The 15,170-nt window shown below is 35.4% G+C and carries 16 protein-coding genes and 1 pseudogene; 15 read left to right on the top strand and 2 right to left on the bottom strand.

Features of this window, described 5'->3' with window-relative positions; genetic code table 11:
- Positions 1 to 105: 105 nt before the first annotated feature.
- The 4 genes from B1NLA3E_RS14955 (at position 106) to B1NLA3E_RS14940 (ending at position 3,817) form a co-directional block, all read left to right on the top strand.
- Positions 106 to 1,242: a conserved virulence factor C family protein gene (locus B1NLA3E_RS14955; RefSeq protein WP_015594669.1), complete on the top strand. Its 1,137-nt coding sequence runs from the start codon at positions 106 to 108 to the stop codon at positions 1,240 to 1,242.
- Between the two features lie 137 nt (positions 1,243 to 1,379).
- Positions 1,380 to 1,814, top strand: a complete 435-nt coding sequence (locus tag B1NLA3E_RS14950) for a BrxA/BrxB family bacilliredoxin (protein ID WP_015594668.1) — start codon at positions 1,380 to 1,382, stop codon at positions 1,812 to 1,814.
- A gap of 376 nt (positions 1,815 to 2,190) precedes the next feature.
- Entirely contained in the window at positions 2,191 to 2,667 is a 477-nt protein-coding gene (locus tag B1NLA3E_RS14945) for a hypothetical protein (protein WP_015594667.1), read from the top strand.
- 598 nt (positions 2,668 to 3,265) lie between these two features.
- Positions 3,266 to 3,817: a CBO0543 family protein gene (locus tag B1NLA3E_RS14940; RefSeq protein WP_015594666.1), complete on the top strand. Its 552-nt coding sequence runs from the start codon at positions 3,266 to 3,268 to the stop codon at positions 3,815 to 3,817.
- Between the two features lie 435 nt (positions 3,818 to 4,252).
- On the opposite strand, the gene B1NLA3E_RS14935 is transcribed toward B1NLA3E_RS14940, so the two are convergent.
- Positions 4,253 to 4,744 (bottom strand): hypothetical protein, encoded by a 492-nt coding sequence (locus B1NLA3E_RS14935; protein ID WP_015594665.1) that lies wholly within the window; start codon positions 4,742 to 4,744, stop codon positions 4,253 to 4,255.
- Positions 4,745 to 4,809: 65 nt separating this feature from the next.
- A complete protein-coding gene (locus B1NLA3E_RS14930) occupies positions 4,810 to 5,571 on the bottom strand; it encodes a hypothetical protein (protein WP_015594664.1) in 762 nt (253 codons plus the stop codon).
- 297 nt (positions 5,572 to 5,868) lie between these two features.
- On the opposite strand from B1NLA3E_RS14930, the gene B1NLA3E_RS14925 reads away from it, so the two are divergent.
- The 11 genes and pseudogenes from B1NLA3E_RS14925 to B1NLA3E_RS14875 all read left to right on the top strand — a co-directional run bounded on the left by B1NLA3E_RS14925 (position 5,869) and on the right by B1NLA3E_RS14875 (position 15,127).
- Positions 5,869 to 6,360 carry a hypothetical protein gene (locus B1NLA3E_RS14925; RefSeq protein ID WP_041580581.1) on the top strand — a complete coding sequence of 164 codons (492 nt, stop codon included), beginning with the start codon at positions 5,869 to 5,871 and terminating at the stop codon, positions 6,358 to 6,360.
- A 241-nt stretch (positions 6,361 to 6,601) separates the two neighbouring features.
- Positions 6,602 to 6,913 (top strand): annotated as a pseudogene (lepB, locus tag B1NLA3E_RS14920) (signal peptidase I); the annotation flags it as partial.
- Positions 6,914 to 7,345: 432 nt separating this feature from the next.
- Positions 7,346 to 7,732 (top strand): hypothetical protein, encoded by a 387-nt coding sequence (locus B1NLA3E_RS14915; RefSeq protein WP_144061490.1) that lies wholly within the window; start codon positions 7,346 to 7,348, stop codon positions 7,730 to 7,732.
- A 159-nt stretch (positions 7,733 to 7,891) separates the two neighbouring features.
- Entirely contained in the window at positions 7,892 to 8,110 is a 219-nt protein-coding gene (locus tag B1NLA3E_RS14910; RefSeq protein WP_015594660.1) for a tautomerase family protein, read from the top strand.
- A 135-nt stretch (positions 8,111 to 8,245) separates the two neighbouring features.
- On the top strand, positions 8,246 to 8,722 hold the full coding sequence (locus tag B1NLA3E_RS14905) for a hypothetical protein (protein WP_015594659.1): 477 nt from the start codon (positions 8,246 to 8,248) through the stop codon (positions 8,720 to 8,722).
- A gap of 696 nt (positions 8,723 to 9,418) precedes the next feature.
- Positions 9,419 to 10,621 carry a macrolide family glycosyltransferase gene (locus tag B1NLA3E_RS14900; RefSeq protein WP_015594658.1) on the top strand — a complete coding sequence of 401 codons (1,203 nt, stop codon included), beginning with the start codon at positions 9,419 to 9,421 and terminating at the stop codon, positions 10,619 to 10,621.
- 202 nt (positions 10,622 to 10,823) lie between these two features.
- Positions 10,824 to 11,279 carry a hypothetical protein gene (locus B1NLA3E_RS23335; RefSeq protein WP_015594657.1) on the top strand — a complete coding sequence of 152 codons (456 nt, stop codon included), beginning with the start codon at positions 10,824 to 10,826 and terminating at the stop codon, positions 11,277 to 11,279.
- A gap of 520 nt (positions 11,280 to 11,799) precedes the next feature.
- Positions 11,800 to 12,990, top strand: coding sequence for an LL-diaminopimelate aminotransferase (locus tag B1NLA3E_RS14890; RefSeq protein WP_015594656.1), 1,191 nt, complete (start codon positions 11,800 to 11,802; stop codon positions 12,988 to 12,990).
- A gap of 7 nt (positions 12,991 to 12,997) precedes the next feature.
- A complete protein-coding gene (locus tag B1NLA3E_RS14885; RefSeq protein WP_015594655.1) occupies positions 12,998 to 13,600 on the top strand; it encodes a YpjP family protein in 603 nt (200 codons plus the stop codon).
- Between the two features lie 95 nt (positions 13,601 to 13,695).
- Positions 13,696 to 14,277 (top strand): TerD family protein, encoded by a 582-nt coding sequence (locus tag B1NLA3E_RS14880; protein WP_015594654.1) that lies wholly within the window; start codon positions 13,696 to 13,698, stop codon positions 14,275 to 14,277.
- A gap of 91 nt (positions 14,278 to 14,368) precedes the next feature.
- Positions 14,369 to 15,127 carry a TerC family protein gene (locus B1NLA3E_RS14875; protein ID WP_015594653.1) on the top strand — a complete coding sequence of 253 codons (759 nt, stop codon included), beginning with the start codon at positions 14,369 to 14,371 and terminating at the stop codon, positions 15,125 to 15,127.
- Positions 15,128 to 15,170 lie beyond the last annotated feature (43 nt).

The raw sequence follows: 15,170 nt of genomic DNA, 5'->3' as shown, positions 1-15,170 counted from the left end.
GGCTCTTTTTCCTATCTTTGGAGCTTTCAAAAATGAAATCCATCACCACTATGTGATAACATTAAATTGATTAACACTATAAACGTAGTGCGAAGGGTGAAGGAAATGAAAATTAACGCGATTGAACCCACACCTAGTCCAAATACAATGAAAATCATTTTGGATGAAGAACTGCCAATGGGGAAAAGCAATAATTATAAAAAAGATACAAGCGAAAATGCTCCTTCCATCATAAAAACCATTCTCAACATTAATGGGGTTAAGGGAGTTTACCATGTGGCTGACTTTCTTGCGGTTGAGAGAAATGCAAAATTTGATTGGAAGGAAATATTACCACAAGTGCGTCAAGCATTTGGGGAAACTCCTAGTCAAACTCTTGAAAAGGGTACCAGACAAAATGACCATTATGGTGAAATTAATGTCTTGGTTCAGCTTTATAAAGGGATCCCGATGCAAGTGAAATTGACGAACGGAGATGAAGAAAAACGCTTTGGGTTACCGGAAATCTTTACCGAAACAGTTAAAAAAGTTCAGAGGCCTGAAGATAATGTTGTCGTCATGCGCAGATGGAAAGAGTATGGTGTTCGTTATGGTGATATTAATCAGGTTGGTCATGAATTAGTTGAGGAATTGCAGGCTGCTTACCCTAAAGACAGATTGACATCAATTGTTGAAGCCGAACAAAACCAATCCCAACAGGATAAAAAAGTTCATCTGAACCGTCTAAAATTGTCTCTTCGTGATTTAGAACACCCTGACTGGCGAAACCGCTATTGTCTATTAGAACAAATGGAGGATCCAGACCTAACAGACTTGCCAGTTCTTGAAATTGCGTTAGGTGATGAAAAGGTTTCGATTCGAAGATTAGCAACCGTTTATTTAGGGATGATTAAGAATCCACAAGTTTTGCCATTATTATATCGAGCTTTACGAGATAAGACCGTTACAGTTAGGCGAACTGCTGGTGATTGCTTGTCAGACCTTGGATTTGTGGAGGCAACATCTGAAATGGTTAAGGCCTTAACTGATGATAGCAAGCTGGTTCGCTGGAGAGCGGCAATGTTTTTATATGAAGTAGGTGATGACCGCTCTTTACCAGCTTTAAAACAGGCACAAAACGATCCTGAATTTGAAGTAAGTTTGCAAATCAAGTTGGCTATTGAACGGATCGAAGGCGGGAAGGAAGCTAAAGGTTCCGTCTGGAAGCAAATGACCGATGCCAGAAACCCTGATGGGCAATAGTATTTTGAGTTCAAGAACATGACTGCAGAAATTTGCTAAAGTGTGCAATCCGATTGCATTGATTGCATTGAATATAGTATGCTTACACTGCTAAAAGCAGATAGCAACCTTGCTAAGGTTAAATAGGAGGAATTTACATGTCAATGGCTTATGAAGAATATATGAAACAAATGGTAAAGCCTATGCGGAGTGAACTCGTTGATGCGGGTTTTAAAGAACTATTAACGGTTGAAGATGTAGAACAGTTCATGGGTAATGTTGAAGGCACTACCTTAGTAGTCGTTAACTCTGTTTGCGGTTGTGCGGCAGGGCTAGCACGGCCAGCAATAACTCAAGCATTATTGAAGTCTGAGAATAAACCGGATCAATTAGTAACGGTTTTTGCAGGACAGGAGAAAGAAGCAACCGCTAAAATGCGTGAGTTTTTCTCAGGCTACGAGCCTTCTTCACCTTCAATGGCATTATTAAAAGGAAATGAAGTCGTTCATTTTATCCCTCGTTACCAAATTGAAGGGCATTCAATGGAAGAAATCATGGATAACCTACTTACAGCATTTGAAAGTAATTGCTAAAAAAGAAAAATAGAAAGCGTTTGGCTCAAATAGCTTAACGATTAAAGGATGTCATCTGGCATCCTTTTTTTTAGTGATTAATTTTTTGTGCTTTTCAATAAATACAAAACATCCCTCCATAAGTTAGCGGATTTAGAGGAAATATTTCCTTAATTGTCGAAGGAAATAGTATGGGAATAATCTCCGTTAATGTGCTTAGGGCTATATTATTTACCGGTCTCAAAAATCTGCTGGTCCTCATTTGTATAGAGTTTTTCCTGTAGTCTATTTCTATTTTTTATTTGGTTAAAAAGCCAAGTTTGGAGCAAAGCCAACGAAGCTTATGGGAGCGGCGTGAAGAGGCAAAGCAGATATTACAAGATAAGGAGTAAGGTAGATGATAGGACATTTTGGATTTTCATATGTAGGTTTGATTTATTTATTGATGTTGTTTATCCCCAACATTATATGGACTAAAAATAGACCAGTGGGCTATGAAGATATTGTTATAAAGGAAAATAAGATACTGTTGGTATTGGAACGGGTTGGACAAGTTTGCGTAACGTGTGTTGCGTTGATTTTTAGTGATTTTAATATTGGTTCGATTAATTTATGGAGTATTTGGCTTGTTATTTCCTTTGTCATTATGTTTTTGTATGAGGTGAACTGGATTCGATATTTTAAAGGTGAGCACACCTTAAAGAGCTTCTATGGCAGTTTTTGTGGCTTCCCAGTAGCAGGTGCGAGCCTGCCAATAATGGCATTTCTATTATTAAGTATTTATGGAAAGGTGATTTGGCTTACTGTATCGGTGATTATACTTGGTGTAGGACACATTGGAATCCATCTTCAACATTTAAAGGCTATAAAATAATCTGCTCAATTTAGCGGTGAGAAAATGAGCATAATCTGTATTAACTGTTGTGTCATAATATTCATATGTTCCGTCACAATTTCTTATTTTTATGAACAAGGTCGTTTTCTTGTTCGAGTAACAACGGGTGGCTTATCTTGAACAAGATTTAAGCAATGTTCTTCAATAATCGAGCGCAATTCTGCAGCAAGAATTGTGCTCTTTCTTTATGTTAGGGCCATTTAATGGAAGAAGAATCTTTTTGTTTGTGAAAAATTGTACTTAAACTATAGTGCAATTTAATTGAAGAAAGAACGCAATATAGCTTAGTTTAGACTAAGTAGCCTTTAAAAAAAAGCTATGTTAATCTCTAAAACCGCCAACCAAAAGGCTGACGGCATTGCGTTATCTGCTACATGCTACTGTAACAGTTTGGTTTTTATCTAAAACCAATTCAAATGTTTGGTCTAACCGTACTAGAAAAAGTGCGGAAAAATAAGAAATAAAATATGGTAAGTTGATGGATGGATTTCAATAAGTTTTACCATAAGGAATTTAATATTTATAAATTGCCCATAATAGTAAGTGAATTATTATTATTATTATTATGGGGGTATGTATGGATAAACAAGAAAAAATTAATCAAGCTAAGGCTTTATTACATAAACTCGTATTAGAGGATTGGAAAACGAGTGACCTTTTTTCTCCAAAATGGTTTGGAACAGTAGGTTTTATACTACTGTCATATTTTATTTGTTTTAAATTACTTGATAAACGGCGTTTTACACAGATACTTTTATTTGGCTCCCTATTAACTGTTTCGATAACTGTTGTTGACTTATTCGGTACACAGTTTGGGCGATGGACATACTTAACAAGGGTATTTCCTATTGTACCCAGTCTGTTTTTCTTTGATTTCACAATAATCCCTCTATACTACATGCTTGTATATCAATATTCTTCTACTTGGAAAAGTTTTGCTATTTGGAACGCTATATTAGCAGGTATTATTTCATTTGCTTTCTTCCCTATATTAACTGCACTAAAAATGTTTGAATTGAACAATTGGAAATATATTTATTTTTTTTCAATCATTTATGCTATGGCTTTTTTTTGCAGGGGAGCTGTTTGGTTCATCCTGTCTGTACAAAATAAGAGAATGGAAAGTTAGAGTATATAGGAAATTATTACCTTTATGCTCAAGCTGGTTTAATTGTTTTATTGAAAAGCGAAGCATGGAACCTTATTAAGGTACCCATAAAATATGCCTAACATCAACAATACTCTTAAACAGAGCCTAAATAAAAGACTTCTAATTAAGCTGACTGGTGCAATTCTGCAGCAAGAATTGTGCTCTTTCTTTAAGTTAAGGGCCATTTAATTGAATAACACTTTAAAGAAAATTGGATATGTATGGTAGAGTTTAGAAAAGATTGTGAAGGTTTGTACTTAAAGTAATGGTACAGTTTACAGGTTCTTTAAGCTCAAGAAGGAGTTTCTGGTCTAAGAACAAAATATAATTAAAAAACTCGCCAAAAAATGGACGAGTTTTTTGTGTTTTTGTATACCAATTATTATTTCAAACAAGAATTCTCTATAATAACCCCTAACACAAAACGATTATTCTATAGGGTGTGGTTTGGGCGGGGATACTTTTTGTAGCAGGTCCATAGATAACAATTAGATCTCGGTTCGCTGGGTTTCTGGAAAATGATTGCCCATTTGTTAATAATAATTGAGTAAATGGAGATATATTTAATTGTAATCTTCCATCACTACTCACCAACTGACTATTAAAATAATCTACTTTTACATTCTGATTTGGGCTTTCTTTCACCATAACAAGTGCTTGATATTGAGGAGGGTAAATAAGAAGGGCAGGTGCATCCCCGTCATAATATCCAGTCACGCGATCTCCTACTGTCACCATTACATGGTCTACAAAGTAAGTGGTGGGTGAAACAACGAAATTTACTATGGCTCCCAATCCGTTTTCTACAGTAATGAATTTATAACAGCCTTCTCTTTTACCATTTTGACCAGTAAAAAAATCACTAATCATATTGACAGTCCCGTGAAAAGAATAAAAATTTGTCATACAATACCTCCATTGCTTTAAACAGATAGTATATTAAACTATAAAGCGAGCTTTTTATTTCGACATTAGTCCAGGCTAATGTACTTTGTTCCAAGTATCGCTGTGGCCAATCTTGTGGATATAAATTGAGTGCCATTCCATGTTAAAAGGTTTTCGACATGCCCTAATGTATCCGAATTAGAAATACCAATAATTCGTTGAAAAACAAGTAAATCATAATTCATGCTTTTTTGATTCGTAACAATTGGATATAAAGCACCAGCAGAAAGAACCTCGCCTTGAATTGGTTGTATTAATTTTCCATTTTCATCGTAAAGCTGTGATAGATATTCATAGCCTTTGTAGCTAATATCGAGGGTGAAAAGCAGGTCTAGTGGTGGACTTCCTACACTTACTTTATAAAAATCTTCATAATTGACTTTGAAAGTATAGCTATTATTATATTTTTCAAAATCAAACAATAGTCGTGGAATATTATTTCTGAAGGAGTAAATATAGAAAATACCGTAACCCCCGCTTCCACCCGATTCAATACTTATCAAAATATCCAATATGTAATCTTTAGAAAAATCCCCAAGGAAGAGCTTAGCATTGTATCCAGCATTATTTGGATGTTTAATTGTTGAAACCTGGTTTGATCGGCCATTTTGAATGACAAGAGTAATATGATCTGCGAAGATTTCGGTTTCATCGCGTTTATTTCCATATAAATAGACGTAATCTATTATACCGTCACCAGTAACATCACCTTGCTTCATGTCAAGTAACGAGATGTTCCTAGAATAAATATAGTTATCATACGTATGTTCTTGAAATTGCCTATACAAATGAACCCCTCCAAAGCAGTAGGTGACTTCTATGTACAATATGTAGGTTAATACCTAAAGGAATGTGTGGGTGCCTATAAAGGTTAAGGAAATATTCTGTAAAGTAATGCTAAGTGAAAAAATGTGAACTGTTGTTAAAAACTATGAAAGAGCTAACAATTTTATAAGGTCAACAAGGGGAAGCACTTAAGAAATAACTTTTTTATAGGTAAATGCACATTTGTTAGTGAACAAGCTGATAGGTTAATGACTAAAGAATATGATGATGTGAGGTTAAAAAGTAAAGGAGTGTATTTTATGTATCCTATTCCTCCGTATTTTAGCAATCCAAGTAATCAAGAAGCTTATTTATATTCGAATCCATTTCAAGATGAGATTTATAACTATGCAGCCCATGATGTAAGACAATTTGGTGGCCCACCTTCACTTCCACCACCTGGCCAAGGCCCAGCGTTTGGTCCACCTTCATTTCCACCACCTGGCCAAGGACCAGCGGCTGGACCGCCTCCATTTGCACCACCTGGTCAAGGTCCAGAGGCAGGTCCACCAACTGCACCACCGCCTTCATTTGTTCCACAACCGCAAGTAGAAGCATTTGCAGTTGACCCAGGCGGAATTGCAAGATGTTTATTCAGATACACGTATGTATGGCTGAGAGGTTTTCAACAATTTTGGTTTTATCCAACATTTGTTGGTCGAAACTCTGTCTCAGGGTATCGTTGGACTGGATTTAGATGGGTTTATTTCGGTATTAGCTTACGACAAATTCAATCGTTTACTTGCTATTAATAAGAATATGATTTGAAGAAATCTATATTAGTTGGTCAGAAATAAGCAATATTATACACAATCATCGTATTTTAACTAACAAGTGCGATGCTTTAAAACAAGGCATCGTCTCTTTTTGATTCAATTAAAGAGACCGATTGTGAAGAATTGCACTTAAAGTAACGGTGGTTTTAGTGAAAGAAGAAATAATTGATTTTATGATTGAAATCATATTTTTATTTATTCCATTATAGGGCGCATTCTACAGGACCAAGACCGTATGATTGTAACGAAAATTGGAGAACCGAAAAGATTTGATATTGTAGTATTTCACGCATCAGATGATGAGGATTATATAAAACGGGTAAATGGATTACCTGGAGACCGAATTGAGTACAAAGATGATAAATTGTATTTAAATGGAAAACTTTATGGTGAACTGTATTTAGAAAAAAGTAAACAAGAAGTAAAAGATGGGCCACTTACTAATTCATCTACGTTACGAGAAACACCAGTGGGTAGTGACGTAGTTCCAAAAGGTCATTTGTTCGTAATGGGGGATAATATGATATATATATACTTTGTAATTGGGAGGATGATGGACAAGATGATCCGTATGCGGTTTGGAACGGTCCAAATGGAGATTACTCTCTTAGCGAAGCAAGGATAAATTTAAAAAAGAATCTTATAATGTATAGAGGTAATATCGATCAATCAATCAAAAAAAGAAATTGATACTAAAAAAGCTTTAATGGTAGCGTTTGATAAATTAGAGGAACAGGAACAAAATTCACCTGAATATAAAACTCTTATAAAACAAATAAAAGACTTAAAACTGACTTTATATAATCAGTAAAAATTTCACTAAAAGGGGCGTTAATCCAAGATGGATTAACGCTCCTTTTGATTGAATCTATTGTAACGGGTCAGTTGAAGAAGGATTTATAGTTCCTGTTGATGAAGTTAGTTGTAATAGGATAAATGAAATGTGGGATTGATGATGATAATGGAAATGGATATTCGATGTCATTTTTATGGTGAGAAATTTTCTCCCAAGAAGGTTGAACAACTAACTGGGTTTACATTAGAAAATAAAATAGAAGTTGGGGATATATTGCATAAAGGAAAAAACAAAGGAAAGCCATCTGATTTTGGTAATGGAGAACTATGTCCCCCAAATGATATTAGAGATAAGGAAGATTTTGGACTTCTTTGGGTAGCTGAGGCTTTATACAAACATATAGATGTTTTTCGTATTTATGGAGCAGAAAATATTGATTTAGTAATTGGAGTATTTTATGAGGCACAATGCAATTTTGTATTTGAACCAGAATCATTACTGTTGTTTGGTAAAATAGGAATCCCTATACAGGTTAGTTGTTATGAAAGTTAATAAATCTTATTCAAGTAACGGGGGGCGATTGCTAAATATGGTGATCGCTTTTTTATTGTAGCATCAGGGCAGTTTATTTGAACGAAAAAATGTGAAATAAAGGGATTCCCAAGACTTCAAAGAATTAATAAGACAATAAACTTATAAGGGGGATGCGTAATGCCTATTATTAACGTAAAGTTGGCAAAAGGAAGAACTAGTGAGCAAAAACAACAATTTGTTAAAGCAGTTACTAAAGAAGCTGTAAGAATGTTAAATGTTAAAGAGGAATGGGTAACTGTAATATTTGATGAATATGAACGAGAAAATTGGGCATCTAATGGACAATTACACTCTATAAAATTTGGTGACGGTTTTGGCAAACAAGGCGTAGAATGAGAATCTCTTATTAAAAAAACGGGCGCAATTCTGCAGCAAGAATTGTGCTCTTTCTTGTTAAGGGCTATTTAATGGAATGAAACTTCCAAACAAAAGGGAATAATAAATGATAAATTACATCTTGTGGAGGCTATTATGATTGATAAAAGAAAGGCTTTATCATTTAGTATATTAGTTATTCCCTGGTTAACTACTCCATTGCTAGGGAAAAATTCTTTTGTTCGCTTTCTTCCAGTCGCAACTTTTATTGGTTATATCTTTAGTTTTTTAAGCGAAATAGCTGATAGACGTAAGTGGTGGAAAGTGAAAAATGGATTATTTCCAGATTATCGTTTAGATTTCTCTTACCTTTTAGGCTTATTTTTTATAACAACTATTTGGGTATTTAAATTGACATACGGTAGCTTTATAAAGTACTTAACATTAAATATTGTACTCGATTATCTTCTTTCATTCCCTATCGTAAAATTTTTCACTAAAGTAGGAGTATTCGAATTCAAGAAAATGCGACCTAAACATTTTTACATATTATCAGTTGTAACAGCAATCGTTATTTATTTTTATCAATTATTAGTGGAACGAACTATTGTAAAAGAGGTAAATAAATATTAGAAGAAGTAATGTTGTTTGTACCCCTTATAAAAAGGCATTGTTTTAAGGATAACAATGAGATTAAAAATACTTTAACTAAACTTGCTGTTAGAAGTTCAGGGATTATTCCATTATAGGGCGCGTTTATGGAGCAACGAAAAAAGCCCAATTTCTCAGCTTAAACTTGAGAAGTTGGGCTTTTAATATTGGTATTTCCTTAAAGTTGTAAATTCAACATATTGCTTTAGTAGATTTGGAAGGAAAAAGATTTAAGCATTTAGATAGGGTGATTTGTTACTTAATTGATAAGGGGTGTTTAGTTGAAGAGGTTAATGTTCCATATGAATTTATGATAAATGGAAATTCGATGTTAAAAATAAAAAAATGTTTAACATGAAAGTTCTTCTGTCTATCCTTTTATGATAATTTTCTTATACCGTGATCGGGTGCCTTGCTGGAAAAGCAGTAAGGCACCCTTTAAGGCCTTTTCACTTGAGAGGGCTAACAGATTTTCCACATATCCTTCGTTCGCCCATAGACTAGAAGGGGGGTGATAAATATGTAACACCGAAATCTAGATTAGAAGGGTGATTAAAAGTATAAGATTTTCAAATATTGTAATATGATAAATTTAATTATTTAAGTTGAGCGATGGCATGGGACAGTGAACCCTTCCTTATACACAAACTAAAAAACTTTAGCTAAGGAGTAGTGAAAATGGCACGTGTTTTATTCCTTAATGCCGGATCAGAAGGACATATCAATCCAACTATTGGAGTTGTACAAGAGCTTATTTCGCGCGGCGAAGAGGTAGTGTACTTTACGATAGAAGCTTTTCGAGAGCGAATTGAGAAGACGGGAGCTACTGTACGCACATTGGACGGTAAAAAATTCATAAAGGCCTTTATCTCTGGTGGAAGAAATTATTTATTTGAAAGAATTAACGGTCTTTTACTTACGGCAGATATTGTCATTCCTAGTGTGCTTGAACAGATTGAAGGAGAACTTTTTGATTACATCATCCACGATTCCATGTTTGGTTGTGGACGTTTGCTTGCTCAAATCCTTAAGCTTCCTGCAATCAATTCTTGTACTTCCTTTGTAGAGACAAGGGAATCATTCGAAAAAACGTTGGAACAGCTATCTAAAAAAATTCCAGAAGAAAAAGTAAAACCTATTTACGACGAGTTTCAAAGACTGACAATAAGGTGTGCGGAAAAATATGATGTCGAGATTCAATCTCCTTATGAAGTTTTTTGTAATCCGGCGCCACTTACAATTGTTTATACAACTAGGGAGTTTCAACCTTTTGGAGATGAATTCGACCAAACATATAAATTTGTAGGTCCATCCATCTCTTCACGATCAACGCGAGAAAACTTCGATCTTGCTGCAATCAAGGGAAAAAGCCCAATTTACATTTCACTGGGTACGGTCTTTAACCAAGCAATAGAGTTTTATAAGCTTTGCTTTAAGGCATTTGGGAACACTGATCATACCGTTGTCATGTCGATTGGGGAAAAAGCACAAATATCTGATTTAGGGGAGATCCCTACAAACTTCATTGTAAAAAATTATGTTCCTCAAACTGAGGTCCTGAAATTCAGTAAATTATTTATTACACATGGTGGAATGAACAGTACCCATGAGGGTCTTTATTACGGGGTTCCGCTCATTGTAATCCCGCAAAGTGCGGATCAGCCGATCATTGCCAGGCAAGTTGCCGATATTGGAGCCGGTATTAAATTACAAATGCAAAGCTTGACTATAAATCAACTACAAGAAGCCGCAAATCATGTAATGAACCACCCATCTTTCCATAAAGCTGTTGCAAATATAAGAGAATCCTTTCAAAAATCGGGTGGATATCACCAAGCTGTTGATGAGATTTTCGAATTTAAAAGACAATATGATATCTAAATATAAACTTTCCCAGCTAACCATTATTGTGACTTTTTCTTAGTAGGTAATGTAACTTCTAATCGGGCGTGGTCCAAGAAGAATTATACTGTCATTATGGCAACGATTCAGGTTATACCAAAAAATAATAAAAACCAATTTTATCCAAAGTTGTACTTAAATGCTAAAATAAAACAAGAGACAAATGGGGAGATGATTGAGTTTGAAAATTAAATATATATCTATATTTTTATTAGCCTTGGCATTATTGGTAGGATGTGATAATGAAAATAAAGAAGAAATCTCCACAAATGATGTACAGAAAATTAAGTTCGAATTAATAAAAAAACAAACTTTGGAAGGAGTTAATTCATATTCTATAAAATTGATTAATGACAGTGATTTTGTTATTAAACAAAATAATGTATTTGTTTATTATCCAATAAAAATAAATACAGATGCTTTCAAAGGTAACGAATATAAAGTTGAAGCTAAGGGAAATAAATTAGATATTCAACCACGAGAAAAGATTATATTAAATGTATTAATGCCTTTTGAAGGTATGGGAGATAAATCTTTGTTGCGAATAGATAATCCTAGTATTCAAATAAATGGTTACTTAGGAAAAATTGATAATAAACATAAATTTAGTATTGGCGGGGACCTAATCAAAAAATAAATTCATCAACCATTTGGCGATATAAATGGTTCTTGACGGGCTATGGAAGAATTTTATCATGAGGGAAAAATCAAGCGAATTCATTAATGGTAACTGATTTTTTATAATTAGGCTGTGTTAAGGCTCAATGTTGATTTTTTGCACAATGTTGATTGGAGCGGAAGGCGCGAGACTCCTGCGGGAGCAGCGGGACAGGTGAGACCCCGCAGGCGCTTTAGCGCTGAGGAGGCTCACCGCCCGCCCCGCGGAAAGCGAAGCGCCTGGAGCGGAAATCAACATTTTAGTTTAATAGGGCCTATAATTAAGTACGGTTTTTAAATCCCAATTTTCCCGAGACTCTTGAATTTTGGGCATCATAGGGAAAAAGGTCGAAGTGAAAGAGTTCTAGTTTGTTTTCCTTTTGGTCAAACTTTTCGGAAAATAAGCCCATAGGTTTAAAGGAAATCTTTTTCATTGTATGTTAAAAGGAGTATAATATACCGTAATAATACAAGGTTTAACCTATTTTGGAGGATTGGAAATGAACATCATTGCCGCAGAACGGATGAATGCTTTTCAGCAAAGTATTTTTGCTGAGCTAACTCAGTTAAAAAAATCACAGCTTTCTGAGGGTAATCATGTCATTGATTTAAGCATTGGGAGTCCAGATATGCAGCCACCTTCCTTTGTTAGACAGAAACTACTAGATTCAGTTAAAAATGATGATGCTTTCGGATATACATTAACAGGAACAAAGGATTTCTACCAAGCGGTGGCAATCTATTATAATCGGAATTCCTCGGTGTATGTAAATCCTGAAAACGAAGTATTACTGCTAATGGGTTCGCAAGATGGGTTGGTTCATTTGCCAATGGTTTTATGCAATCCTGGTGATTACATACTCGTACCTGACCCTGGGTATCCAGCCTATATTACTGGAGCAACGATGGCTGGAGCAAATATTTATCCAATGCCACTTTTGGTAGAAAATCAATTTTTACCTGATTTGGCCAAAATCCCACAAGAGGTACTAAACAAAACAAAATTAATGATATTAAATTTCCCTGGTAATCCAGTTCCAGCAATGGCCACCAGAGAGTTTTTTCAACAGGTCGTAGCTTTTGCCAAAAAAAATCAAATCGTAGTCCTTCATGATTTTGCCTATTCAGAGCTATATTTTGAGGAAAGACCGATTAGTTTTTTATCGGTAGAAGGGGCAAAAGATGTAGGGATTGAAATGAATTCCCTCTCGAAAAGCTTTTGTATGGCAGGAAGCAGAATTGCCTATGCAGTTGGAAATCAGAAAATTATCGAATGGCTATCCCAGTTTAAGACGAATCTTGATTATGGAGTTTTTTCACCTATCCAAGAGGCTGCTTGTCGGGCTTTAACAGACCAATCAGAATATTTAGCTCAAAACAGGATGATTTATAAGCAACGCCGAGATTTGTTAGTAGATGGGTGTAAACAACTTGGCTGGGAAATTGATCGCCCACAAGCTTCAATGTTTATTTGGGCGAAAATTCCTGACGGGTTTACCTCGACTCATTTTACGAAACAATTAATTAAGAAGGCAAATGTTGTTGTGACACCTGGAATAGCCTTTGGAACTTGGGGGGAAGGGTATGTCCGAATTGCCCTTGTTCAACCAGAAGATGAAATCGTTCGTGCTTTAGATAATTTTGATAAAAGCGGTATTTTTTCCTCACCTTATTCGTTAAGAAAGGAGTGATTAGTTCATGCCAAAATGGCTTAAAAAGTCGATAGTTGTTTTAATTACGGTATTAACGTTTGGACTCGTTACTCCTCCACAGACGCTTTTGTTTGATAAGGTTGCTGGAGATAAAACGTTAGAACGAGATACCTTTAAAGAAACGACTGCTGAAATTCCGATTGAGCAAACAATAGTAGAACGAGAAGAAAATCTGCAGACAAATAAACAAAAATGGGTAGAATTATTAATGCAGGAAGCGGAGGAGCAATCGTTTGTAAAATTTGGTCAAAAAATAAAACCGCAAATTGAAGACGAATTCCGCGGGGCAATCTTACCAAAGGTTGAAAAAGCGATTAGCTTAGTAGCAGATCAATATCCTGAAGAAGACCTAGCCTATTTGGCGATAACCGAGGAACCTGGAAAAGGAAAATCAGAGAAAATCTTTCATATTAAAGATCAAAAAACAGGGACTGATGTAATCCGATTTCATGTTAGACGGGATCACCCACCACAACAAGGATTTGTGTTTAATTTTCACTATCATACCTATCATGATAAGTATCAATCCCATCATGATTTAGGAGAAATTTATTGGGCGAAAAATACACCGCCTAATTGGATGAGTTAACCTGTATAACAGGAATATAAATATTTTTTTGTTTTTGAAACTTTTTATGCAAATATGCGTAAATAGGATATTGATAAGAAAATGGAGGTAATAATATGGCAATCAGTCTTTCAAAAGGTCAAAAAGTGGATTTAACAAAAACCAATCCTGGATTAACAAATGTAGTAGTTGGTCTTGGCTGGGATACCAATAAATACGATGGAGGAAAAGATTTTGACCTCGATTCTTCTGTTTTTTTACTAGGTGAAAATGGGAAGGTTCCATCAGAAAACGACTTTGTATTTTATAATAATACAAAAGGTGGAAATGGCTCAGTTGTACATACTGGAGATAACCGCACAGGAGCCGGAGATGGTGATGATGAAGCGGTTGAGATCAATTTAACAAATGTTCCAGCCAATATTCATCGGATTACTTTTACAATAACCATCCATGATGCAGAAGCACGCAATCAAAACTTCGGTCAAGTTTCTAATGCATACGTTAGAATCTTCAATCCTGCTTCTAATCAAGAATTAATCCGTTTTGATCTTGGTGAGGATTTCTCGATTGAAACAGCGTTAGTTGTTGGGGAACTGTATCGGCATAATGGAGAATGGAAATTTAGCGCAATTGGAAGTGGCTATCAAGGTGGCTTAGCTGCATTAGCTACAGATTTTGGTTTACAAGTTGGTTAATAAATTAAGTTAAGTTAGCGTTTTATCGAGACTCGGCCTAGCCGAGTCTTTCTATACGCTACTGTTAGGATTACTAGGAGGAACATTAGATATGATGCAAGGAATGTTGGATACATACGCCCAGTTTTTTGAACTCGATATGTGGATTAAGGTATTAACTGATCCCGTAAGCTGGGGGTTAATTGGTACACTGGTCATTTTAGAGGGGCTTTTATCAGCTGATAACGCTTTGGTGCTCGCCGTAATGGTTAAGCACCTACCTGTCGAAAAACGTAAAAAGGCGTTATTTTACGGATTACTTGGGGCATATACGTTTCGGTTTATTGCAATCGGAGCTGGTGTGTTTTTAATCAAACTATGGTGGGTGAAAATCCTCGGAGCTGGTTACTTAGCGTGGTTATCAATAAAGTATTTTATTGATAAAAACAAAGGAATGCATGTTGAGGACGAAGTAGAAGGTTTAAATCAAAATGGTTTAATGATGCGCCTGTTTGGCACTTTTTGGGGAACCGTGGCCGCTGTTGAATTAATGGACATTGCATTTTCAGTTGACAGCGTATTAGCGGCATTTGGGGTAAGCCAAGCTGTGTGGGTGCTTCTCCTCGGTGGAATGATTGGGGTTTTAATGATGCGGGGGGTTGCAGGTGTATTTTTAAAGCTCATCGATCTTGTTCCAGAGCTTGAGACTACCGCTTATATTCTCATCCTTATTATTGCAACTAAAATGTTTGCTGGTGTATTTGGGTATGAATTACACCACATTTATTTCTTTATTATTCTGTTATTGACTTTTGGAGCAACTTTTGTGATTCATTTTTTGAAAAAAAAGAAAGAAGGCAATCAACAGTAACCTTGATTTTTAATATTGGAATAAAAGGGATCTGACGAGAGTC

This window comes from Bacillus sp. 1NLA3E, assembly GCF_000242895.2.
Taxonomy (GTDB): Bacteria; Bacillota; Bacilli; order Bacillales; family Cytobacillaceae; genus Bacillus_BU.
The sequence above is the reverse complement of the archived record's forward strand: the minus strand, read 5'-3'. Positions and strand labels throughout refer to the sequence as shown.